Source organism: Litoribacter ruber (genome assembly GCF_018449405.1).
GTDB lineage: Bacteria > Bacteroidota > Bacteroidia > Cytophagales > Cyclobacteriaceae > Litoribacter > Litoribacter ruber.
Genome location: NZ_JAHCMY010000007.1, coordinates 172,046 through 195,559 on the forward strand (window position 1 = coordinate 172,046; position 23,514 = coordinate 195,559).

The following is a 23,514-nucleotide window of genomic DNA, read 5'->3' on the forward strand; positions in this document are numbered from 1 at the left end:
TGGGACACAGAGTTTTTAAGAGTTCAAAATAGAGTTTCGCAGAACTTGTTCCGAGCATCGGGAAGCTCATTTGCGGCAGCTATTTTATAAAAAAACTCTGTGAAACTCTCCCGATAGCTATCGGGATTAACTCTGTGCAACTCCGTGTCCCTTTTAAACGATCAATACCCGTATTTCTTCCCCCAGAGCTTCTGCAGGTTTCTCCGCAGCTCGTTTTCGCGGGCATTGTTGCCGGGATCATAAAGCTTGGCGCCCTTGAGCTTGTCGGGAAGAAATTCTTGGGCCACGAAGTTGTTTTCGTAGTCATGGGAATATTTGTACTCCTTTCCATAATTGAGATCTTTCATCAGCTTGGTCGGTGCGTTCCTTAAATGCAGGGGTACCGGCAGATCACCCTCCTGCCTCACGATGGCCTGGGCCTTGTTGATGGCCATATAACTGGCGTTGCTTTTGGCGGAGCTGGCCAAATATGTCACGCACTGTGAAAGGACTATCCTAGCCTCGGGGTAACCGATCATCTTGACTGCCTCAAAGCAATTCGTTGCCAAAAGCAGCGCATTCGGATTGGCGTTACCGATATCCTCGGAGGCCAGAATCACCAGCCTCCTGGCGATGAACTTCACATCCTCCCCTCCTTCTATCATCCTTGCCAGCCAATAAACGGCCGCATTGGGGTCGGAGCCACGGATGGATTTGATGAAGGCAGATATTATGTCGTAGTGCTGTTCACCGGACTTGTCATAAAGAGCCACCTTCTGTTGGGCGATTTCCATCACCTTTTTGTCGATTATCACACAAGGGCGCTCATCAATGCCGTTGATGACAATCTCCAGCAGGTTCAGCAGTTTTCTGCCGTCCCCTCCAGAAATACGCAGTAAGGCATCAATTTCCTCCAGCTTCACCTCCACTTTTTTCAAGTCTGTGTCCTTTTCCAAAGCCTGTATGATCATCCGCTCGAGCTCTGGCCTGCCTAAACTGTTTAGGGTGAAGACCTGGCATCTGGAGAGCAAGGCGGCATTGACTTCAAAAGATGGGTTTTCTGTAGTGGCGCCGATTAGGCGGATGGTTCCTTTTTCCACCGCCGCCAGGAGTGCATCTTGCTGGCTTTTATTGAAACGGTGTATCTCGTCGATGAACAAGACGACCCCTTGCTGAAACCTGGCCTTTTCGATCACCTCACGGATGTCCTTCACCCCGGAACTGATGGCGCTGAGGGTGTAGAAAGGCGCCTTCACTTCGTTAGCGATGATATTGGCAATGGTCGTCTTCCCCACCCCCGGAGGTCCCCAAAGGATAATGGAAGGCACATTACCGGACTTGACGGCTCTATAAAGAAAAGAAGTTGGCGAGGAAAGATGCTCCTGCCCGATCAGATCCTCCAACCGGGTCGGCCGCATCCGCTCTGCTAATGGGGTGTTGTTCATGAGTGATTCAAATTTACTCCGTGAAACTCTTTTTCCAAACTCTGTGCTACTCCGCGTCCTTTTGTAGACGAAGGCTCAAAACTTTCTCCTCAAAAGCCTCCAGATGTTCATCCGTAAAATCCAGATGGGTCACAAACCGTACCTGATCTTTGCCAAACTTGACGGCTTTGATCCCCTGCTCTTTCAGCCTTTCCAGCATTTCAGCTGGCGCTACATCATTCAGCCTTGCAATTACAATGTTGGTCTTCACCGGAAACACCTCGCTTACCCATTCCTGCTGCTCCAGAATCTGACCGATCCTTTCTGCACGCTGATGGTCCTCCTTCAATCTTTCCACATGATGGTCGAGGGCGTAGATTCCAGCAGCCGCCAAAAAGCCTGCCTGCCTCATACCTCCCCCCAAAGCTTTTCTTACTTTTCGAGCTTTGTGAATAAATTTTGCATTACCCAAAAGCACAGAGCCAACCGGACATCCCAACCCTTTGCTCAGGCAGATGGAAATGGAATCAAAAGCCTCGCCCCAGTCTTTAGGACTCTCTCCAGTCACCGCCAGTGCATTGAACAGCCTGGCTCCGTCAAGGTGAAGTTTCAATCCATGCTTTTCGCAAAGCTCCTTGATCGGCAATATTTCTTTCAAATTGTAAATGCTTCCCCCACCCTTATTCATGGTGTTTTCCAAAGCCACCAATGTGGTCTCCGGAGCATGGACATCATCGGGATTTATGGCCTCTTCAACATCTTCAGGTGAAATTTTCCCCAAAGGTCCATCCAGCAGCTTCACCGAAGCCTGGCTGTTAGACATGATACCTCCACCTTCGTACAGGTAGATGTGGGAATATTTATGGCAGATGATCTCGGTCTGTGGTCCCGTGTGCAAGCGGATAGCAATCTGGTTTGTCATTGTACCGGATGGGCAATAAAGCCCAGCCTCCATGCCGAACATTTCGGCCAACTTCTGCTCGAGTTTGCTGACCGTGGGATCCTCATTAAATACATCATCCCCGACTTCGGCATTGAACATCGCCTCCATCATGCCTTTGGTGGGTTTGGTAAAAGTATCGCTTCGCAGTTCTATATTCATATTTATCATTCATCATTTCAGTCCATAGCAGATAGTCCATGGTCCATAAAAATTATGTTATATCATTCATTCCTCAACGCCTCCGCAGCCTCGATCGGTCTGTCGGTGGCCAATATATCCGCCCCGTTTTGCACAAACTTCACGTAAAGCTCATCCCCTCCGGCCTCGGCCATCTTGTCAAGGTTACCAAGTACGCCCAGAATAGTAAAAACTCCCCTATCGTGTAATCTTTGATTAAACTCCCGGGTTCTTTCTGATAGCCCCGTAAAAGCAATCACATTTTCCCAGGGAACACCCGTATCCTCAAATCTTTTTATCTCTTCTTCATTTCTAATAGTGACGGAAAGCATAAGGTCAGGATTCAGTTCATGTACCTTCTTTGCATCTTTAAAATTGTAAGTAATTACCGCCGCATTGCCGACAGTTGAAGTGGCCTCAATCTCAGAGACGACCATTTCAAAGGGCACATTTCTTTTCACATCTACGGTGAGAATTGCCTTCCCCTTACTCCATTCCAGCGCCCCTCTCAAGGTTGGCACTTGGTATTCCGTTTCACTCCCTTCATTGTCGACCAGTTTTAACCTTCTGATCTCATCAAAAGTATAATCTGCAACTTTCCCCTTCCCCGTTGTAGTTCTATCTAGGGTATTGTCATGCATTAAAATCATGACAGAGTCCTTAGTCAGCTCAACATCAAACTCTATGATGGCCGGGGTGTTCCGTAAGGTATGGTCAAAGGTTTCAATGGCATTTTCGGGAAAACCCGGGTATGGGCCACCTCGGTGGGCGCTTACCATAGGTGATCGGGATGGGTCCCATGTAAAAAACTCCTTTGCCTCCCGCGCTGATGAAAGGTTGATGTAATTTTCTCCCGTAGTACTTTCCCCTTGCTGGCTTTGGCAGGCAAAGGCGGCAAGCATCAATATATAAAGGGTGACTTTTTTCATGAAATAAATTTAGAGATTTCAGGATTAATAAATCAATGAATTTTTACCAAAGGCGTAAAAACAAAACCCTGCCAAATGATTTGACAGGGTTTGCACTATTTATTATGAAACAGGAAAAAATTTCTTGTCAATAAATTACAGGTGGATCACCTCATCGTAAGCGGCCGCAGCTGCTTCCATCACCGCTTCTGACATAGTCGGGTGCGGGTGAACAGTTTTGATCAATTCATGACCGGTAGTTTCCAGTTTTCTTACAGCCACAATCTCGGCGATCATCTCGGTCACATTGTTTCCGATCATATGCGCACCAAGCAATTCGCCATATTTGGCATCAAAGATCAACTTCACAAAACCATCCTTGGCACCAGCAGCTGAAGCCTTTCCGGATGCTGAGAATGGAAACTTACCAACCTTAACTTCATAACCTGCGTCCTTAGCTGCTTTTTCAGTATATCCCACTGATGAGATTTCAGGATAGCAGTATGTACAGCCAGGGATATTGTTGTAATCCAATGGATCAGGGTTGTGGCCTGCGATTTTCTCCACACAGATGATTCCTTCAGCAGAAGCAACGTGTGCCAAAGCCGGTCCAGGAATCACATCACCGATGGCATAGTAGCCAGGCATATTGGTTTTATAAAACTTATCAACCTTAACTCTTCCTTTATCCACCAAAATCCCAACATCTTCCAAACCACAGTTTTCGATATTGGCGGCAATTCCTACTGCCGAAAGAACCACATCACATTCTAATGTTTCTTCTCCTTTTTTACCTTTTACAGTAACCTTGCAGCCTTCGCCTTTAGTATCAACAGCCGTAACCTCAGAGCTGGTCATGATCTTAATACCAGCCTTTTTGAAGTTTTTCTCCAAAGCTTTGGATACTTCCTCATCCTCTACCGGCACAATTCTGTCCATAAATTCCACTATGGTCACTTCTGTACCCAAGGCATTGTAAAAATAAGCGAACTCCACGCCGATTGCTCCGGAACCAACCACAACCATTTTCTTAGGCTGCTTTTCCAAAGTCATCGCTTTTCTATAACCGATGATCTTCTCATTGTCGATCTTCAATGCAGGAAGCTCTCTGGATCTTGCACCGGTTGCGATGATGATATGATCTGCCGAGTAAGTGGTCTTGTTGCCGTCCTTGGCTTCTACCTCCACTTTTTTGCCTGGCTTCACTTTGCCCCAGCCCAAAAGTTGCTCGATTTTGTTTTTCTTCAAAAGGAACTGGATCCCTTTGCTCATACCGTCGGCAACACCGCGGCTTCTTTTTACCATTCCCTCAAAATCAGCACTTGCCTCGCTTACTTTGATACCATAATCGGCAGCATGGTTGATATATTCAAACACCTGGGCACTTTTCAATAAGGCTTTGGTGGGAATACAACCCCAATTTAAGCAGATCCCACCCAACTCGGCAGCTTCTACCACAGCAGTTTTCAAACCCAATTGGGAAGCACGAATGGCAGCCACATAGCCCCCAGGACCACTTCCTACTACGATTACATCAAATTTTGTTGAAGACATATATGTAAAGTTTTGTTATTTCTAAATAGCTATGCAAAAATAAGCTTTTTGACGGCAGAAAAAAATTAACTTCCGAAGTTCTGCAATTTGATTAGAGATTCAGAATAGGAATTATACAAAACCAAAAAACATGATTGATTATTTCGCTATTTAGGATTTGTTGAAATCTTTGGTTAGCGGTAAAAACAACAATGCTTCTTATCCTCTAAATTATTTGTCTTTTCCCCTCCATACCCTATCTTAATACCGGAATTATCAAAACCCAACATATGAAAAGCAGATTAGGAATTTTTCTCCTGGCGCTCATGTCCACACAGGCATTTGCCCAGGAGGACGCGCTTTGGATGCGCTATCCGGCCATCAGCCCGGATGGAAAAGACATCGCCTTCACCTATAAGGGCGATATTTACAAGGTTCCCTCCTCCGGCGGAAGAGCCATTCCCGTGACCACGCACCCTGGCTACGAATTTCGGCCAACCTGGTCTGAAGACGGCAAAAAGATCGCCTTCGCCTCCGATAGGCATGGCAACTTTGACGTCTTTGTAGCCGATGCGGAATTCGGCCGGCCCGAAAGGCTGACCTACCACTCCACTAACGATTATCCGGCGGCCTTCAATTCTCAAGGTGTCATTTTTACCAGTTCGAGACTTCCCGCACAGGAATCCTCCCATTTCCCATATGGCCGGTTCCAAGAACTCTACTTGGTTAGCCTTGACGGCAAACTCCCCAAACAGCTCCTGTCCATTCCCATGGACGAGGTTCAACCGAACAAGGCCGGCAACAAATACCTTTATCAAGACTTGAAAGGATATGAAGACACTTGGAGAAAAAAACACACCTCAGCCATCACCAGGGACATCTGGCTTTACGATGCTGAAAAAGACTCACATATACAGCTGACCACCTTTGAAGGCGAAGACCGCAGCCCGGTCTGGTCAGCCGACGAAAAAACCGTCTACTACCTTAGCGAGGAAGGCGGCAGTTCCAACGTTTGGAAACTTGATCTGGAAAACCCTGAATCGCGGCAGCAAATAACCGACTTTGAAACCCACCCGGTAAGGTTCTTGTCCATTGCCGGCGACAATACCCTCACCTTTGGCTATAATGGGGAAATCTACACCTTCAAGGAAGGCCATGAACCGCATAAGGTCTCCATACAAATTCCTTTTGACGAAAAATCGGTGGCCATTTCCCCTGAAACGCTTACCAATGGCGCCACTGAGATGGCCGTTTCCCCTGATGGGAAAGAAGTTGCTTTCATTGTGCGCGGGGAGGTTTTTGTAACCAATACAGAATCCAATACCACCAAAAGGATCACCAACACACCTGAACAGGAAAGGTCGGTTACCTTCAGCCCTGACGGCAAAAAACTACTTTATGCCGCTGAAAGGAATGGCAGCTGGAACCTTTATGAAAGCAAAATCCGACGAAGCGGTGAGGAACCATATTTCTATATTTCCACCATACTGGAGGAAACCCCGCTCTTGGAGACAGACAGAGAAACATTCCAACCCAATTATTCACCCGACGGAAAGGAAGTAGCTTTCCTTGAAGACCGCACCACGCTCAAAATACTCAATCTCGACAGCAAGCAAGTTCGCACCGTTTTGCCTGGGGACAAAAATTACTCCTATTCAGATGGTGACCAGTATTTCGAATGGTCACCGGACAGCAAGTGGCTTTTGGTGACTTTTATTGAGAAAGAAAGATGGGTGACGGAAGTTGGCCTGGTAGATGCCTCCGGCAAAGAGCCTGTGGTCAATCTCACCCAAAGCGGATACATCGACGACATGCCCAAATGGGGATATGAGGGAAACGTCATCACCTGGCACACCGACAAAATGGGCTTCCGCTCCCATGGCAGCTGGGGTTCACAAGGAGACATCTTCGCCATGTACCTCAATCAGGAGACTTTTGACCGCTTCAAGCTGAGCAAGGATGAGTTTACCTTGTTGGAAGAAAGGGAGAAAGAAGAAAAGAAGAATGGTGAAAACGATGAAAAAGATAAGCCTGCAAATCCCATCAATATCCAGTTAAAAAATCTTGAGGACAGGGTAGTCCGCATCACGCCAAATAGCAGCAGCTTATCAGATGCGGTCCTTTCCCCAGACGGCAAAAAACTTTATTATCTTTCCTATTATGAAAATGGCCATGACCTTTGGGAAACCGATCTTATCGAAAAGAAGACCAAAGTACTTACCAAGCTGGAAGCCAATGCCTCCGAGCTGTACCTAGACAAAAAAGGCGAAAATGCCTTTATACAAACCAGCAAGGGCATCAAAAAGGTGAAACTCGAGGACGGAACCTCCAAGGACGTTTCCTTTGCCGCCCAAATGGATCTCAACACTCCTGCCGAGCGGGAATACATTTTTGACCACATGTGGCGGCAGGTGAGAGAAAAATTTTATGTGACTGACCTCCATGGGGTGGACTGGGAAAGCATGAAAGAAAATTATGAGCGTTTCCTGCCCCATATCAACAATGATTATGATTTTGCAGAAATGAGTTCCGAACTGCTCGGCGAGCTAAACGCCTCCCATACCGGCATGCGCTATAGCCATAAGGACAGCAAAGGTGATCAAACCGCATCTCTCGGGGCATTCTACGACCCAAACCACAGCGGAAAAGGCCTGAAAATACTTGAAGTGATCGACAAGTCTCCATTGGAAAAAGCAACTGGCAGGATATCAGCAGGAGACATCATCGAAAAAATCGACGGTGTGGAGGTCACCGAAGGCATGAACTACTACTCTTTGCTCAACCGGAAAGCAGACAAGCCGGTTTTGCTGACTGTCAGAACTGGCAATGGCAATTCTCGTGAGGTTGCAGTCCGCCCCATTACCCAGGGTCAGGAAAGCGAACTTTTGTACCAAAGATGGGTGAAAAGCCGTCGTGCTGAAACTGAAAGGCTTTCAGATGGCAGATTGGGCTATGTCCATGTGAGGGGCATGAACAGTCCAAGTTTCAGGGAGGTTTTTGCTGAGCTCATGGGCAGATACTATGATAAAGAAGCAGTGATCGTGGACACCAGATTCAATGGTGGCGGCTGGCTCCATGATGACCTGGCAACGTTGCTGAGCGGGGAAAAATACGTGACCCTCTTCCCTAGGGGTCAAGTAATAGGCTCCGAGCCACAAAACAAATGGGCAAAGCCCTCTGTAGTGTTGATGGGCGAAGGCAATTATTCCGATGCCCACTTCTTCCCGGTCGCCTACAAGGCTTTGAACATCGGCAAAACCATTGGCATGCCGGTACCCGGCACCACCACAGCAGTATGGTGGGAAACCCAAATCAACCCCAACCTAGTTTTTGGCATTCCCCAGGTCGGCGTTCAAGATATGGAAGGTGACCTGCTGGAAAACAAACAGCTCGACCCCGACATCCAAGTCAAAAACGAGCCTGGAATGGTGGACAAGGGCCGAGACCAACAATTGGAAAGGGCTGTGGAGGAACTGTTGAAAGAGGTTAAGGTTGCTGAAAAAAGATGATATTGCTTCATGCAGTCATAAGGCTATTCGGATTATCCGGGTAGCCTTTTTCTATTTCCGATATTAACGCTGCACCTGTTGCGAAAAGCGCTGCGCCCGCCGCGTGAAACTTGTCCGTGAAGTAGCTCTGTGAGACTCCCTTTTGAAACTCCTTTTAACTCTGTGTCCCTTTTTAGTGATATTTCCTTATTTTTGACCTTCATTTGAAACCAACCTAAAAGAAATATGGGATTATTATCAGGAAAAACAGCGCTGATCACCGGCGCATCCAAAGGAATCGGACGTGCCATTGCCATCAGATATGCTCAGGAAGGGGCTAACGTGGCCTTTACTTACCTTTCAAGTGTGGAAAAAGGAGAAGCATTGGAAAAAGAACTCGCTGAATTTGGCGTCAAGGCCAAAGGCTTCCGTTCGGACGCTTCCGATTTTAAGGCAGCCGAAGAGCTTGTCAACAACGTCGTAAGTGAATTTGGCGCATTGGATATCCTGATCAATAATGCCGGCGTGACCCGCGACAACCTCCTGATGAGGATGACCGAGGAGCACTGGGACGAGGTGATCAACATCAACCTAAAGTCCTGCTTCAACACCGTAAAAGCCGCCACCCGCACCATGATGAAAGCCAAAGCCGGCTCAATCATCAACATTACCTCCGTAGTCGGCATCAAAGGCAACGCGGGCCAGGCCAACTATGCCGCTTCCAAAGCGGGCATCATCGGCTTCACCAAATCGGTGGCCTTGGAACTTGGCTCCAGAAACATTCGCAGTAATGCCGTAGCCCCGGGCTTCATCGAAACCGAGATGACCGGCGTATTGGACGAAAAGACTGTTCAGGGCTGGAGAGATGCCATCCCAATGAAAAGAGGCGGACAGCCTGAAGAGGTGGCCAACACCTGCGTATTCTTGGGTTCCGATCTCAGCTCCTACATCTCCGGCCAGGTGATCCAGGTAGATGGCGCGATGTTGACGTAATTACACTTCATTATTCGACATTCATCATTCATCATCCAATATTTTTAAATGTTCCTAATTTAAAAAGCCTTTGGGGATCACTCCTCAAAGGCTTTTTTACTTTTCATCCTGCTCACGTAATAGACTACCATTTTTCAGAGAGTACACATCTTCTGCAGGATCCTTTAGAAAATCAAAAGCAGGATTCCGTGAAGCGGCCTCTAGCCACTCCATATCTTCGTTGAACAATAAAACCATCTTTTTATCAATTGACTGTCTCAGAATTGGATTCCTAATCGAAGAGTCGGTAAGCAAATCGACTTTACGTCCAAAAAACACTTCCATTTGATCCCAAAAATCCATTAATAATCCCCCACGCTCTATTGGATCAGCCTCATCAATTTCTACCAAGAGGTCAATATCACTCCTTTTTTCGTCAAAATAGTCAGTGACCGATGATCCGAAAGCATATAAGCTTTTAACTTGATGCTGTCTGCATAAGTCCAAAAACTCTTTTTTTCGACCATGGATTTCCTTCACAATTCTCATATGAATAAATAACGTTTGTTGGCAGTGATGGGTTTATTTCCTTTAGGATTGACCAGGCTTTTTTTAATTCTCATGAACAACTCTTACTTGACTCTTCCATTTGGAAAACACCAATTAATTAGTTATATTGAATTTTGAACTTTTCTCCAACCTTAATTCTCAGATAATGCAAAGCATCTACATTGGTTTGTTTTTTAAAGCAATTGGAATATTGGTAAGGTTTTTCCCAGGTTTGATTGCCGGCTACAACCAGCTTTCATCTAGAGAAAAAGACAATGCCCTCACCAATGGGTTGCACAAATTCATGTCAACTGTTTTTAGTATAATGGGAGCATTGGCAATATTAGCTCATTTTGTAGCCGAATGGACAGACATGCCTTCATTAAAAAACATTGCCATATTGGTCACCTTGATTGGAGTGGTGGTTATGGTTGTATTTAGTCAAATATTCACCAAAGAGCGCTAATTGCCCGACTGGCCTCCAAACCTCGACAAATCCACCCGATAAAACTCATATTCATCCTCATTGGGCTGCTCGGGCTTACTGAGAAAAAGGCCTTGGCTGGTCAGGAACCAGTTTTCCAAATCCAGCCTCCCCTTATAGTCAAAGAAGTATTCACCCTTTGGCTCCCAATCTCCGGAGTAAATTGAGAGAACATAATGCTTGGTTCGCTGGAATTTGGTTTCACCTGTTCCCGATTCGTTGATTTTTGAAACACGTACCAATAGGTCATGGTGTGGATCATAAAGTAGGAAAATATGCTTTGAAGCTTCCTTAGGAAGTGCCCAAATAGTATTGTTTTGCCCCATAGGTATTACTTCGGATGGCAAATAATTAAAATCGATATTGGATTCTGGCTTTAAAGTTTGAATCAGTTTATGGTTTTGCAATTGGTAAAGTGAGTCTGAGTAGGGAAATGACAAGTAATAAAAATCCCTGTGTGGGTCATGGGCTCCATGAAGGACGGTTGCTGTTAGATCATGCTTGAAATCCTCATAACCCTTGGGAGCCAAAAAATCACTGTGCTTTACCTCACCAGTTTCCATATTGATCCAAGTCAACCAATTGGTAAATTCCAAAGGGAACTAAGAACTCATCAATCTAGCCTTCGGGTCAAAATTCTTCAACACATTGGAGGGGTCCTGACCTACCTGGAGCCAGCCATTCTGATACCCCATCAAACCATGTACACTACTAAAACTTACATAATCGGAAGAATGCGAGGAAAGGTGGAAATCCAACTCCATTTCTAAAACTTTTTTTCCAAGAGAATCATAGGCTCCAACATTTCCATTTTTGCTTAATGCAATGACGCTATTTTTCCCCGTTGGGAACATGGCTGTCGCCCCTCCTTTTAAAGCATCCGGACCTTCCCATGGAATAGCCACTTGATACTTTAACTTGCCTGTATAAACTTCATGGAAATTATAGATCGTAGCCTTTTTAGCAGAAATGGGGTTTTTATAAAAAACCATTTTAACATCATCCTCTTCAATAACCTGAATGTCATAAATGTATTTTGTCTCCAAATCCTTCTCCAGCACAAAATCCCCCACAATTAACTCCTCTAGCTTTCCCTGGTTAATTTCCGTTTCCTCTGGCTTTGGGGAACAGGCAAAACCAAACATTAGAAATCCTAGTAAAAATCGCGTCATGTCTTTTTTTAACTAAAATAGCAATAACTATTGAAAACCCACCGATTTAGTTTAAAAAGTACTTACCCTCTTCACATCATAACTCCTTCTCCTCCTTGGAGTGTCTTATTACTCCTTGGTAAATGGATATTTATAAACTGCTTTTTCCCCGAAAAGTAAACTTTCACAAAAATTACTCGTACATTGTAATGATATCATTTTAACATCATAATAATATGGAAAGAATCATCAAACCCATTTCCGGCTACATCATGGTGGTGGCAGCTTTGGCCCTTCTCGGACTAGCAATTTTACTCTTTGTCAACCAGCTCCATATTTTTGGCTTAATAAGTAGCGTGGCTTTTTTGTTTGTCATCCCGGGTTTCTTCATCGTGGAACCCAACAAATCTATGGTGCTATTACTATTTGGGGCATATAAAGGAACCGTCAAAGCTTTTGGATTCTTTTGGGTCATCCCTTTCATGACCAGAAATAAAATATCTCTTAGGGTCAGAAACTTTGAAAACAAACCACTCAAGGTCAATGACAAAATCGGAAACCCGGTCATGGTGGGTACCATTGTGGTTTGGCAAGTTGAGGACACTTTTAAAGCATCTTTTGACGTGCAAGATTATGAGAACTTTGTACACCTCCAGTCGGATGCCGCTGTGCGTAAAATGGCCGGACTTTACCCTTATGATGATTTTGAAGCCCCTGAGGCTGAAGTCACCCTGAGATCAGGAGTGGAGGAAGTCAACCATTCTCTGGAAGCAGAAATTTCCGATAGGCTTAAACATGCAGGCATAAAGGTAATCGAAGCGAGAATTTCACATTTGGCATATGCTTCAGAAATCGCATCGGCTATGCTGCAAAGGCAACAGGCGACAGCCATCGTAGCAGCCAGAAGAAAAATCGTAGACGGAGCAGTAGGTATGGTAGAAATGGCACTGGAAGACCTAAAGCTAAAAGGCATCATCAACTTTGAGGAGGAAAAACGCGCTGCGATGGTCAGCAACCTCATGGTGGTGCTTTGCTCTGATAAAAGTGCCAATCCAGTATTGAACGTCGGCACGCTTAATCCTTAATAATGGTCGCAAAGGATAAAGTCAGCTTCAGGGGCACCTTTCTGGTTTACGTGGTACCCATATTGGAATTTCCAGTATTAGCCTTGATGACGGTGCTTTATTTCACTGGGCAGCTTGGAGAAGATGGTCATTACGCCTTGTTACTGGTATTTGCGGCCGTTATATTTGCCACTTGGTTGGTTTTTAACCTTAGGCTGGAATTGCGGCTGGACCAATACCATTTGAGCTATAGGTTTCCGCCTTTCATCAACCGAACCCGCAAATTCAAAAGGGAAGACATCGTCTCCCTGCAAATCAAAAGGGACGGGGGACTGCTTGATGAGCAAAAAGATAAATGGAGAGCCCTTTGGACAAAGGACAAGACCTTTAGGTTCCTGACCGACCATATTTTGGTGGTGCACCTCCCCGAACAAAAGCTAGTCTTCAGCATCAATGAAGTTGAAGCATTTCAAAAAATGATAGTCGAATTCGAAGAAGAAAAATTGTCTGCAAATGAAAGCAACCCAATTTGAAGAAACCCAGAGATTCCGACAGCCTTGGATCTGGATGCTATTGGGAGTCCTGACCTTGTATGTAGGATATGAAGTGGCTATTAATTGGGACCAGAATAAGACCTTCACTCAGGCCTACCCACTCCTGGTGGTCATTTCGGTGCTGCTGCTATTTCTAACAATGAGGCTTCAGACCAGAGTGGTCAATGGACAGTTGTTTTACAAGTATACACCCATTATCAACTCCTGGAGAAAATACTCCTTTGACGAAATCGAAACGATGGAGTTAATCACTTACAATTCCCTGCTGCAATTCGGAGGCTGGGGCATCAGGTTCAATGCAGATGCCTGGCTTTACAATGTGGCCGGCAAGCATGGCATAAAAGTGGTAACTGCAAAGCAGAAATTCATCATCGGCACCAGCAAGCCGGAGGAAGCTGCCCTGATTATCGAGCAATTTAAAGCACACAAGCATGCCAAGTAAAAAACCATTTGCCCTTAGATTGAACGAAGACATGATGAAAGCCGTGGAGAAATGGGCTGCAGATGAATTCCGCAGTACCAATGGGCAAATCGAATATTTAATCCACGAAGCCCTAAAAAAAGCTGGGAGGTTGCCAAAGAAAAAAGATTGACCGTCTTTTCCTTAGCAACCTTCCCTATGTTTTTTGTAAAACACTACTCAATCCTCGTCCTGCACATACAATAATTGTCCATTTTCAAAATCATAAAGGGTCAGTTGTCTCAATTGATAGTAAGCCATCCAATATTCCCTGAGCGAGTTGACAAACTCCCTCCTGTTGGCATCTTTTTCCTGCTGTGCAATATTAAGATCAGTGATATTCACCTTACCGCTCAGGTAGCGATTTCGCGCGATTTCATACCGTTTATCCGCCACTTGATCAGACGCCTCGGTGATTTCAAGACGGTCTCTGAGCATGTTGAAATTCTTGACCCTAGTAAAAATCTGCTCCTCAAAATTTATCATGTCCTGTTGAACCGTGTACTCAACCAACCGCTTATTGGCTTTGGAAACCTCCATCCGGGCCCGATTTCTCCCCCAATCCAACACAGGCACACTCAAGGTCATATTCACTAGCGCCTGGGTATTGGGATCTGCATAAATTTCCGCCCAGTTCAAGGCGGCATTGTTGTAACCATAACTGGCCCTCAGATTCATTTGAAACCTTGAGCCCCGAGCTTCCGCCACATTCGCATCGGCCTCTAACACCCTTCTCTCAAAACCAAGTGCATCGGCCCTGTTCTGAAATGCCAAATCTATCGCCCTACCTACATTGACCTCAAAATCGGGAATATCGGTAGGCAAAATAAGCTTAAGGTCCGCGGCTTCATTCATCCCAATAAAAGATTTCAACCCCAAAGCAGAGGTTTCCATATCCAACCTAGCTCGCGCCATAGCCTGCTTGGCCTGAAGGACCTGAAGCTCCACCTGCAAAAGCTTATCCTCAAAGGTAGTCCCGATTTCATATCGACCTTTTTCAATCTTATAGATCTCCTCCGTGTTTTCTAGATTTTTTTCAGCAATTTCCAAATCCACCTGTGCCACCAAATAGTTGAAAAACAGTTGCGCAGCTGTTTGGCTCACTTCCTCCATGCCTTCTACATAATCCCTTTTACTTTCCTCATAGCGCAAGGGGGCAATTTTGCGATTCCACTTAAACCGGTTGAATGCAAAAATGGGTTGTTCGAGTCTAACATTGACTGGAACCCCGCTCCATTGGGTCTGGGGCATTCCTGGAGAAGTGAAGAAATTATCAAACCTACTCGTTGAGGAGTTGACCGAAATCATACCGCCAGTAGGAGCAATCACCTGCTGAAGCCCCAATTCCATATCTACCAAATTTTGCTGAACAGGGCGGAAGGCTATAGAGCCGTCTGGTTGCTCCACTCTGTTGAAGGCTTGTTGATACTGGGGAAAAATCCCGTTGAGCCTCAATTGCGGGTTGTAATCAGCCCTGAAAAGCCTGTATTCCCAATACCTGTTTTCCCGGACTGTCTCTTCGCGCAATGCGGCGGGAGACTGTGCCTTTGCCCTTGCCACGATATCCTCTAGGGAAAAAACGGAAGTCTCTTGTGCAAATAATGAAGTGGGCAATAAAAATGCGGCAAAGCAAAAGCGCCTCACCCAAATAAGTTTACTCATACCTTAACGATGTTATTGGATCTTGTTTAGCAGCTTTTCTTGCAGGTGCTATCCCAAAGGCTAACCCCACCGTAGCGGCCACGCTAAAGGAAATCACAACAGAGCTGAAGCTTACAATCGTTGGAAATTCTCCAAATCTTGCCACAGCATCCGCTAAAACAATTCCCAAGATTACTCCAATCACACCCCCACTAACACTAATCATGACCGCTTCGAATAAAAACTGATTTACAATATCGGATTTTTTTGCTCCCAACGAAAGCCTTAGTCCGATTTCTTTTATTCTTTCCATCACTGAGGCCAGCATGATGTTCATAATGCCAATACCCCCAACTAATAATGATATACCTGCAATGGCTCCAAGTACGATGTTAAAAATGTGCTGGGTACGCTGCTGTTGCTTCAGCAACAGCTCAGGAATCGTGATTTCAAAGTCCACAACCCCATTATGGCGCCTGCTCAGCATCCTGTTGATCACATCGGCGGTCGGAGACAAGGAACGGCTATCCTCAACCTGCACAACCAACCTATCCAATTGATGGTAGTTCGACAGATTCCCCATATTTACGGCAGGACTTTCAGTGCCCGAATACCTTCTTCCCCCTCCCTGGATCAAACCAGATGAAGTGACTAGATCCCGGTTTTTATATCTTACAAACATGGATTGAATAGGTATATACACATCCATATTCAAATCCCGTATCCCTAACTTCCCTATATTATCCTCGGAGACCTTTCTTTCCTCCATCACCCCTACCACAGTAAGCCATTGATTTCCGCATTTGATCTTTTTACCTATAGGATTTTCTTTGCTGAAAAACTTCGTCTGTACCCCCCGGCCAATCAGGCAGACGGGGTCCCCTTTAGTCAGATTGTTTTTAGTGAACATTTTCCCTTCCTGAATTGAAAAGTTATTCACCTCAAAGTAGGATGGCATCACCCCTACCAGCTTCGCAGATCGCCGGTTGCCATCCTTAACGATATAAGTATCAACCATCACTTCTGGACTAACATTCTTTACGCCGGGAATGGCCTCTTGGATAGACTCTACATCCAACATTCTAAGACCGGGCGAAAACTTTTTCTTTTCCTCTCCTTGTGAATTATCGTCTCCAACCTTTTCCTCTATTTGATCAACTATCGGTTCGACGATGATGTTATTCACCCCCACCAGTTTAATTTGCTCCATGATTTCCTGCTGGGCGCCATTGCCGATGGCGAGCATGGCAATGACGGCCGCCACCCCAAAAATAATCCCTAGGGCAGTCAAAAACGACCTCAGCCGATTAGCAATAACGGCCTCAACCGCTATATAGAAATTGGCGAGCAGCCTTTCACGAAATCTAAATGATTCTTGACTCAAAATTTACCGTTTTACTATTTACCGAGATGCGTCACCCCATGCTCCAACACTTCATCCTCCCTTTTTCCATCCAGCTCTTTCAGCAATTTGACCGGCTTGTCGCTATTCCATTTGGGGGTGGAAAGATAAACCCTATCCCCAGAGTTTAACCCTTTTTGGATCACCACTTCATTGGTATTGGATAGGCCTAATTTCACTTCTTGTTTCACGCCATTGTTGAGCAAAACATAATTTATACTATCATTTTCCACATGAACAGCTTCTAGAGGCACATATACCGCCTCGGTCAATTCATCTGCAATAATATTATTGCTGGTGGTCATGGCTGGCCTCATTACTGGATCACTTTCATTGACAAGAATGGTGACCTCAAATACTTTCGCATCGGAATTTGACCTCTGCTGCCCTACATTTGCTACACGTGTCACTCTTCCTGAGAGCCTCTTCTCAGGAAAGGCATCCATTCCCAGTTCCACTTTTTGCCCTACTTTCACTTTCCGGATATCCACCTCGTTGACATAGGTAATGCTCAACATGGACGTCAGGTCTGGCAATGTCGCCACCACGGGATTCCAGGCACTGATACTGGACCCTGGGCCTACTTTGTTGCCATCCCAGCCATTTTCATAAATGACCATTCCATCCTGTGGGGCATAAATGGTAAATTCATCCAGCATCGCCTCCATCTGCTTAAATTCCCTTTCCTCTTTTCTTAAGTTAGCGGCTACTTCGGCCATTTTAGCGACTGCTTGATTGAATTTGATTTTGTAATTTTCTTCGGCTTGTTTTAAATCCCTTTTGGCCTTGGCCAGATTGTACTCATATTGCTTTATTGTAGCAGGAGGCTCATATTGGGACTGGTCCAACACCAGCTGCTGCTCCTCTACTTGGTAGGTAAGGTTTATCAGATTATCCCTATCCTGTCTCAAAGACAGGGCTGTATCCAGTTGGGTTTGCTCATATTGGGACTTGACCTGGTCGAGCTTCCCCTGTGCATCGCTTACTTTTCCGAAAAGATCCGACTTATCTAAGGAAGCTATAAAATCCCCTTCTTTCACCACCGTCCCCTCATCTACAATCTGCTCTATTTTCAGCTGGCTCAATCGGAATTCACGTGCCCTTTGAGGCCCCATGATTTTCACCGACCGTTGCGCACGCAATTCTCCCGTGGTAGTAATCTCCACTTTGAACTTGCCTTTTTTAGCAGCTACAATAAGGTCTGACCCCTCCGTACTTTTTCCTGGAGAAAAGACTTTATACAAAATCATAATGACAACAGCGGTACATCCGAGTACAATCAGGAGATTTTTAGCCATAAGATTTGGTTTGAATACTGTAATTTGTGTGAGATAGGGATCGATAGAGAATACCGAGTCCGGATTTGCCTCAAAGTTAAGCCTTTATCACCTAAATACCATCCCGATGGCACGAGCATTTTGCCATTGAAAGAAATATCAAAGCCTCCATACACAAGCTCTTTTGCCATTTGTTTAGTAACTTGCCCTAAACTTTATTGAACCCATGAAATCAATCATCAGCTTTGTCATCCGCTACGTGCCACGCAAGTACCTCCAACTCGTCAGCCATAAAGTGTTGCGAATAATGGCCGTGGTTTACAAGGGAGACAAGGTTATATGTACGGTTTGCGATAGCGGATTCAAAAAATTCCTTCCTTATGGAAGAAAAGGAAGAGACAATGCACTTTGTCCAAATTGCCTGGCCCTGGAAAGGCACAGGTTGATGTATTTGTTCTTACAGGAAAAAACTCCTTTTTTTAAGAAGCCACTAAAAGTACTCCATGTGGCTCCAGAGCTCTGCTTTATCGACAAGTTTGAGGCTATGGATAACTTGGAATATATCACAGGTGACTTGGAGTCCCCTTTAGCCAAGGTAAAGATGGACATCCACCAAATCCCTTTTGAAGACGAAACTTTTGATGTAGTATTTTGCAACCATGTAATGGAGCATGTGGACGATGATATTGCCGCTTGCCGGGAAATCAACCGTGTGCTCAAAAAAGATGGATGGGGAATAGTACAATCCCCGGTGTACCCACTGCCCGAAACCCTGGAGGATAAAACAATCACCGACCCAGCCGAAAGGGAGCGTTTATTTGGCCAACGTGACCATGTCAGGAAGTACGGTTTGGATTATGCCAGCCGACTGAGCAAATCAGGCTTGAGAGTATCTGAGGACAACTATGTTCAAACACTGCCAAAGGAACTGGTCGAAAAGCACGCCCTTCCAATTAATGAAATCATCTATTATTGCACCAAAGGTTAAACTTAGCCTTTGCTTGCTTTCCGCAGGCTTTCACTGGCCAATCCAGCACCATAAGCCAAAAGCTGCCCAAACGCCACAGGAAGTGACAGCAGGCCGATAAATAAGGATTTGTTTTCGATTGTGGAAGTAATCATCAAACCCAGACTCCAGAGACCTAGTAACCCCACTCCTAGATAAAACAGGTTTTCCCTAAACAAAAACAACCCTGGAAGACTGAAGACTCCCAATAGAAAGAAGAAAGGAAGCAAATGCACGATCTTGATGGCCTCGGGATGAAACCTACTTACATTGACTCTATTTTTCCCAAACGAATAACTTTGCTTAATAAAAGACCAAAAGGTGTTTCGTCTTTTGTGATAAACAAAAGCATCTGCTATTAATTCCAGCTTAAAGCCGAGCTTTTGCAATCGGATACTCAGCTCAATATCTTCCCCTTTATTCGGATCTACAAAACCCTGTGTTTCTTCAAAGGCCTTTCTAGAAAGCCCCATATTATACCCCCTTGCCTGATATTTGGATGGATCCGGCAATTTCCCCCTAATTCCTCCGGTGGTAAAAAGGGAAGTCATACTGAAATTGATGGCCTTTTGCAATGGGGAGAAGTTCTCCTCAGCGGCATCGGGCCCACCAAAAGCATCAAGCTGTCTTAGTTCCAAACTCTCAGCAACAATCTTCAAATAATTTGGAGGCGCAATACAATCGGAATCCAGAAGGACAAAAAAATCTCCGGAAGCTTGCTTCATTCCAAAATTCCGGGCAAAACCTTGACCTGAATTTTTCTGAAAATAATAGGTGATTGGAAAATATTGGGCAAAACTCCCACATATTTCCTTACATGTGACAGAGGAACCATCTTCCACGATGATAACTTCAAAATCTCGAAAAGACTGCTGGTTGAGACTTTCAAGTAATTCTTTTATTTCAAGCGGGCGGTTATAAACAGGTATGATTATGCTGAATAACATCAAGCATCAAAGTTAACCTCTTGTTCTATATTGTAATCTGCTTTCCGCACATTATTGGAAGCCATCATATCAGCCAAAAAACCTGTCAGAAAAAGCTGAACCCCAATAATAAGTGCCACCAAAGCCAGGAAAAATGTGGGTTGCTCGGTGATTTCCCGAACGGGAATCCCCTTCTTAAGTCCATAAATTTTCTCAAAGATCAGCCAAAGGGTGATTATAAATCCGGAAAAAAAGGATAGCGACCCCAATGAGCCGAAAAAGTGCATAGGTTTTCTTTTGTACCTATTTACAAAGGACACAGAAATCAGATCCAAAAACCCGTTAACGAACCTTTCCATTCCAAATTTGGTGTACCCATATTTGCGTGGTCTATGCTCAACGACTTTTTCCCCGATTTTGCTAAACCCATTCCATTTGGCAATTAATGGGATATAGCGGTGCATTTCTCCATACACATGGATGTTTTTCACCACCTTATTCTTATAGGCTTTGAGTCCACAATTGAAGTCATGCAGATCAATTCCTGAAATCATGCTGGTCACACCATTAAAGAATTTGGATGGAATGGTCTTCCCTATTGGATCGTGGCGCTTTTTCTTCCAGCCCGACACAATATCATACCCTTCTTTGGTTACCATATAGTAGAGCCCAGGTATTTCGTCAGGACTGTCCTGTAGGTCGGCATCCATGGTGATTACGACTTCCCCTTTGGCTTTTTGAAAACCGATATCAAGAGCCGCCGATTTACCATAATTCCTGGTAAAACCAACACCTTTCAAGTGCCCGTTTTTTTGAGCCAGCATGCTTATCACTTCCCAGCTATTATCACGGCTTCCGTCATTTACAAAAATTACTTCATAGGAAAATCCGTTCTCCCCCATTACGCGGCCAATCCATTCGGCTAACTCAGGAAGGGATTCCTCTTCATTGTAAACAGGGATAACTACTGATATTTGAAGCATGTATTAATAATCCAATGATTTATCTCTCTTCTTAAGAATGGCACCCAAAATTAAAGCAAGAATCGCAGAAATGATTACAGACACACCCAAACTTTTGATCATTCCTACAATGGTATAGTTATCATAAAACCCTTCCCTCAATTTATCAATTTCTTCACCCCCTATGGCCCCAGCCCCACCAAACCGCTCCATTATAGCCAATGTGCTTTCCATTTGGGCGTCTGCCAAAACAGTTGGAAGGTTTGGGTCAATTATGTGAAATAATAGAACATTTCCGCCAGTGCTAATAAGACTGCTGATCAACAAGGCAATAAACACAAATTGAAAGGCCACACCAAAAGTCATATAGCCCCCCAACTCTTTTCGGTATTCGATCCCGAAAATCATGATCACCCCTACCATGACAGCCACGAGTACCAGCCCTACATACCCTGAAGCCAATAGAGTGGAGTCAATGAAATAAAGGATAAAGTATGCCACCACAGTGATCAGACCCAAAACTATTCCTGTCTTGAAAGCAGCTTGAAAAGGGGCTGCTCCTACTTCGACATCAGAATTTCCATTGTAATTTTCCATAAATTCAGATCTTGGACTGTTTTAAAATCACGGAGATTATAATCGTAGATAATAATCCAAAGATGGTGATTTTTGCCAAATAATCGAAGAAAATGTCCGAGACAGTATTGTCAAGAGAACTTTGATAAAGACTTTCATAGGTTGATAGCCCCATCTCCTCTGTGATTTGATCCTTGCGCTGAACTAAGAAATCCAGATTCATCTGAATATATTCATTGAAAATTTCAGGTTGAAACATCAAAAACATGCTGACCATACTCGCTAAAAACAATCCGAAAATACTGTAGATGAAGAAGCCCACTGTCATTCCTTGGGCAAAGAAAAGCTCTTGATCGTTATGGTAGTCTCTGAAATTTTTTATGCCAAGAAATAGGAATACAGGTATTACCATGTATCCAAATATCAAGGTGAAGCTTACAGGCTCCAAATTAGAAAGCTTCAAAACCCAGAAAGCTAATGCACCCAAAACACCGGCTGCTAATCCGAATTTATAGGAGGATAGTAAATACCTATTCATTAATTTTAATGTACTTGTTTCGGTTAATTAAATACTTAACCTGACCGGTAAGCTCTTTTCCAAACCAAGGTGAATTGTTGGATTTAGAAGTATTAGTTTTGGAATTGAATTCCCATTTCTTTTTAGGATCAAAAATCACCAAAGAGTTATCTTCACTCTCACCAAGAACTTTATTTGGCCCTGAAGTGACCTTTTCAATAAGCAATGGCCATCCCAGTTCTTTTTCCAATTGGATCAGCCCCGGCAAAAATGTCTGAAGCCCTAGCATACCATGTCCAGCAAAATCAAACTCAATATGTTTAGCATCAAAATCATGAGGCCTATGATTGGAAACAATGGCATCGATTGTCCCATCTTTCAACCCTCCGAGTAGGGCCTCCCTCTCACTCTCACCTCTAAAAGGAGGTTTCACTTTCATGTTGGTATCAAACGTAGCCAAATCTTCATCAGAAAATAGCAATTGATAAAGCGATACATCAGCCGTCACAGCCAGTCCTTCTTTCTTAGCCTCTCTGATCAATTCAACTGATTTTATGGTACTAACGGTTTGGAAGTGAAGTCTGCCCCCGGTATATTTTAAAATCTCAATATTCTTCTGAATGGCTACTTCCTCGGCCAATGGCGGAATCCCTTTCATCCCTAACCTTGTACTAGCCTCACCCTCGTGCATCTGACCGAAAATTGCCAGTAAAGGATCATAGCTGTGATCAAACACAATCCCATCAAATTTCTGCAAATATTGGAGAGCTTTCATCAGCCGGTCAGAGTTGGCCAAAGGCTTCAAACCATCCCCAAATACTTTGACACCACTATTGGCCAAATCCAGGATCTCTGTAAAATCCTCCCCTTTAGTATCCTTAGTAAGGGCTCCTTGAATAATTATCTTGGAAAAAAAATCCTTGGTTCTTGTCTTCAAGAACTCAACATCACTTTTAGTCTGAATGGCTGGATCAGTGTTAGGTAACAAAACCGCTTTAACAAAACCGCCTTTGGACAAGCCTTCACCTAATGACTCCAAGTCCTCCTTGTATTCCAAGCCCGGTTCTCCATTGAAACAATTTAAGTCAACCCACCCTTGGGAAGCATACAACCCTTTACAATCAATATTTACCGCATCAGCCGGAATGTTTTCTCCTTTCAGTTCACGTAAGCCGTTCTGCTCATCAAAAATAAAATCGGAGGGATCCTTGATACCCGATGGGTCTATTATCGCTAGAGATTGAAATATAATAGCCATATCAATAATTATTTGGTGCAAAACTGCAACATAATTCCCTAATTAGGAAGTAGCTGGGATATTAATCCAACTAAATGGATATATTTTATAAGGTCGGCAATTTTGGGGATAAATCACTTGACCAAAAAACTCCGTGAATTTCCCCTATGAACTCCGAGAAACCCTGCCCGCCGTCACGTGCATCCCTTTAAAAGCCCTAAACGCAAAAAAGCCTCCAGATCACTCTGAAGGCTTTGCTTAATAAAGGAAGGCGGCGACCTACT

At 44.5% G+C, this 23,514-nt stretch carries 23 protein-coding genes; 8 read left to right on the forward strand and 15 right to left on the reverse strand.

Annotation, left to right across the window (positions count from 1 at the left end):
* Positions 1–161 precede the first annotated feature (161 nt).
* From KI659_RS13405 to lpdA, 4 genes are all read right to left on the reverse strand, one after another.
* A complete protein-coding gene (locus KI659_RS13405; protein ID WP_213945860.1) occupies positions 162–1,424 on the reverse strand; it encodes a replication-associated recombination protein A in 1,263 nt (420 codons plus the stop codon).
* Between the two features lie 46 nt (positions 1,425–1,470).
* Entirely contained in the window at positions 1,471–2,505 is a 1,035-nt protein-coding gene (locus KI659_RS13410; protein WP_213945861.1) for a threonine aldolase family protein, read from the reverse strand.
* Positions 2,506–2,567: 62 nt separating this feature from the next.
* Entirely contained in the window at positions 2,568–3,452 is an 885-nt protein-coding gene (locus tag KI659_RS13415; RefSeq protein WP_213945862.1) for a glycerophosphodiester phosphodiesterase family protein, read from the reverse strand.
* A 135-nt stretch (positions 3,453–3,587) separates the two neighbouring features.
* Positions 3,588–4,985 (reverse strand): dihydrolipoyl dehydrogenase, encoded by a 1,398-nt coding sequence (gene lpdA, locus KI659_RS13420; RefSeq protein WP_213945863.1) that lies wholly within the window; start codon positions 4,983–4,985, stop codon positions 3,588–3,590.
* 269 nt (positions 4,986–5,254) lie between these two features.
* Between lpdA and KI659_RS13425 the strand changes: the two genes are divergently transcribed.
* Both KI659_RS13425 and fabG read left to right on the forward strand, forming a co-directional pair.
* A complete protein-coding gene (locus KI659_RS13425; protein WP_213945864.1) occupies positions 5,255–8,473 on the forward strand; it encodes a S41 family peptidase in 3,219 nt (1,072 codons plus the stop codon).
* 225 nt (positions 8,474–8,698) lie between these two features.
* A complete protein-coding gene (fabG, locus tag KI659_RS13430; protein ID WP_213945865.1) occupies positions 8,699–9,445 on the forward strand; it encodes a 3-oxoacyl-[acyl-carrier-protein] reductase in 747 nt (248 codons plus the stop codon).
* 96 nt (positions 9,446–9,541) lie between these two features.
* Here the strand turns inward: fabG and KI659_RS13435 are convergent, their stop codons facing one another.
* Entirely contained in the window at positions 9,542–9,973 is a 432-nt protein-coding gene (locus KI659_RS13435; RefSeq protein ID WP_213945866.1) for a nucleotidyltransferase family protein, read from the reverse strand.
* Positions 9,974–10,139: 166 nt separating this feature from the next.
* Here KI659_RS13435 and KI659_RS13440 point away from each other — a divergent pair, with 166 nt between their 5' ends.
* Positions 10,140–10,439: a DUF3784 domain-containing protein gene (locus KI659_RS13440; protein WP_213945867.1), complete on the forward strand. Its 300-nt coding sequence runs from the start codon at positions 10,140–10,142 to the stop codon at positions 10,437–10,439.
* On the opposite strand, the gene KI659_RS13445 is transcribed toward KI659_RS13440, so the two are convergent.
* Positions 10,436–11,053 (reverse strand): DUF4221 family protein, encoded by a 618-nt coding sequence (locus KI659_RS13445; protein ID WP_317195975.1) that lies wholly within the window; start codon positions 11,051–11,053, stop codon positions 10,436–10,438. The two genes, KI659_RS13440 and KI659_RS13445, sit on opposite strands and share 4 nt — an antisense overlap.
* A gap of 6 nt (positions 11,054–11,059) precedes the next feature.
* A complete protein-coding gene (locus KI659_RS13450) occupies positions 11,060–11,629 on the reverse strand; it encodes a hypothetical protein (RefSeq protein ID WP_213945869.1) in 570 nt (189 codons plus the stop codon).
* Between the two features lie 215 nt (positions 11,630–11,844).
* On the opposite strand from KI659_RS13450, the gene KI659_RS13455 reads away from it, so the two are divergent.
* Genes KI659_RS13455 through KI659_RS13470 form a run of 4 tightly spaced genes read left to right on the forward strand, consistent with a single transcriptional unit; the run spans position 11,845 to position 13,819 of the window.
* Positions 11,845–12,693: an SPFH domain-containing protein gene (locus KI659_RS13455; protein WP_213945870.1), complete on the forward strand. Its 849-nt coding sequence runs from the start codon at positions 11,845–11,847 to the stop codon at positions 12,691–12,693.
* A gap of 2 nt (positions 12,694–12,695) precedes the next feature.
* Positions 12,696–13,205, forward strand: a complete 510-nt coding sequence (locus KI659_RS13460; protein WP_213945871.1) for a hypothetical protein — start codon at positions 12,696–12,698, stop codon at positions 13,203–13,205.
* Entirely contained in the window at positions 13,186–13,668 is a 483-nt protein-coding gene (locus tag KI659_RS13465; protein ID WP_213945872.1) for a hypothetical protein, read from the forward strand. Before KI659_RS13460 ends, KI659_RS13465 begins: the two co-directional genes overlap by 20 nt.
* Positions 13,658–13,819: an Arc family DNA-binding protein gene (locus tag KI659_RS13470; protein WP_213945873.1), complete on the forward strand. Its 162-nt coding sequence runs from the start codon at positions 13,658–13,660 to the stop codon at positions 13,817–13,819. Before KI659_RS13465 ends, KI659_RS13470 begins: the two co-directional genes overlap by 11 nt.
* A 47-nt stretch (positions 13,820–13,866) precedes the next feature.
* On the opposite strand, the gene KI659_RS13475 is transcribed toward KI659_RS13470, so the two are convergent.
* Genes KI659_RS13475 through KI659_RS13485 form a run of 3 tightly spaced genes read right to left on the reverse strand, consistent with a single transcriptional unit; the run spans position 13,867 to position 18,027 of the window.
* Positions 13,867–15,348: a TolC family protein gene (locus KI659_RS13475; RefSeq protein WP_213945874.1), complete on the reverse strand. Its 1,482-nt coding sequence runs from the start codon at positions 15,346–15,348 to the stop codon at positions 13,867–13,869.
* Positions 15,341–16,711 (reverse strand): ABC transporter permease, encoded by a 1,371-nt coding sequence (locus KI659_RS13480; protein WP_213945875.1) that lies wholly within the window; start codon positions 16,709–16,711, stop codon positions 15,341–15,343. The genes KI659_RS13475 and KI659_RS13480 overlap by 8 nt, the downstream gene beginning before the upstream one ends.
* 14 nt (positions 16,712–16,725) lie before the next feature.
* A complete protein-coding gene (locus KI659_RS13485; protein WP_213945876.1) occupies positions 16,726–18,027 on the reverse strand; it encodes an efflux RND transporter periplasmic adaptor subunit in 1,302 nt (433 codons plus the stop codon).
* A 205-nt stretch (positions 18,028–18,232) separates the two neighbouring features.
* Between KI659_RS13485 and KI659_RS13490 the strand changes: the two genes are divergently transcribed.
* Complete coding sequence (locus KI659_RS13490; protein WP_213945877.1) at positions 18,233–18,994, forward strand: class I SAM-dependent methyltransferase; 762 nt, start codon at positions 18,233–18,235, stop codon at positions 18,992–18,994.
* Positions 18,995–18,996: 2 nt separating this feature from the next.
* Here KI659_RS13490 and KI659_RS13495 read toward each other — a convergent pair whose 3' ends face one another.
* Genes KI659_RS13495 through KI659_RS13515 form a run of 5 tightly spaced genes read right to left on the reverse strand, consistent with a single transcriptional unit; the run spans position 18,997 to position 23,251 of the window.
* A complete protein-coding gene (locus KI659_RS13495; RefSeq protein ID WP_213945878.1) occupies positions 18,997–19,959 on the reverse strand; it encodes a glycosyltransferase in 963 nt (320 codons plus the stop codon).
* Complete coding sequence (locus KI659_RS13500; RefSeq protein WP_213945879.1) at positions 19,959–20,921, reverse strand: glycosyltransferase family 2 protein; 963 nt, start codon at positions 20,919–20,921, stop codon at positions 19,959–19,961. The genes KI659_RS13495 and KI659_RS13500 overlap by 1 nt, the downstream gene beginning before the upstream one ends.
* Before the next feature lie 3 nt (positions 20,922–20,924).
* Positions 20,925–21,497 carry a DUF4199 domain-containing protein gene (locus tag KI659_RS13505; protein ID WP_213945880.1) on the reverse strand — a complete coding sequence of 191 codons (573 nt, stop codon included), beginning with the start codon at positions 21,495–21,497 and terminating at the stop codon, positions 20,925–20,927.
* 4 nt (positions 21,498–21,501) lie between these two features.
* On the reverse strand, positions 21,502–22,014 hold the full coding sequence (locus tag KI659_RS13510) for a DUF4199 domain-containing protein (RefSeq protein ID WP_213945881.1): 513 nt from the start codon (positions 22,012–22,014) through the stop codon (positions 21,502–21,504).
* Positions 22,007–23,251, reverse strand: a complete 1,245-nt coding sequence (locus KI659_RS13515) for a dihydroorotase (RefSeq protein ID WP_213945882.1) — start codon at positions 23,249–23,251, stop codon at positions 22,007–22,009. Before KI659_RS13515 ends, KI659_RS13510 begins: the two co-directional genes overlap by 8 nt.
* Positions 23,252–23,514 lie beyond the last annotated feature (263 nt).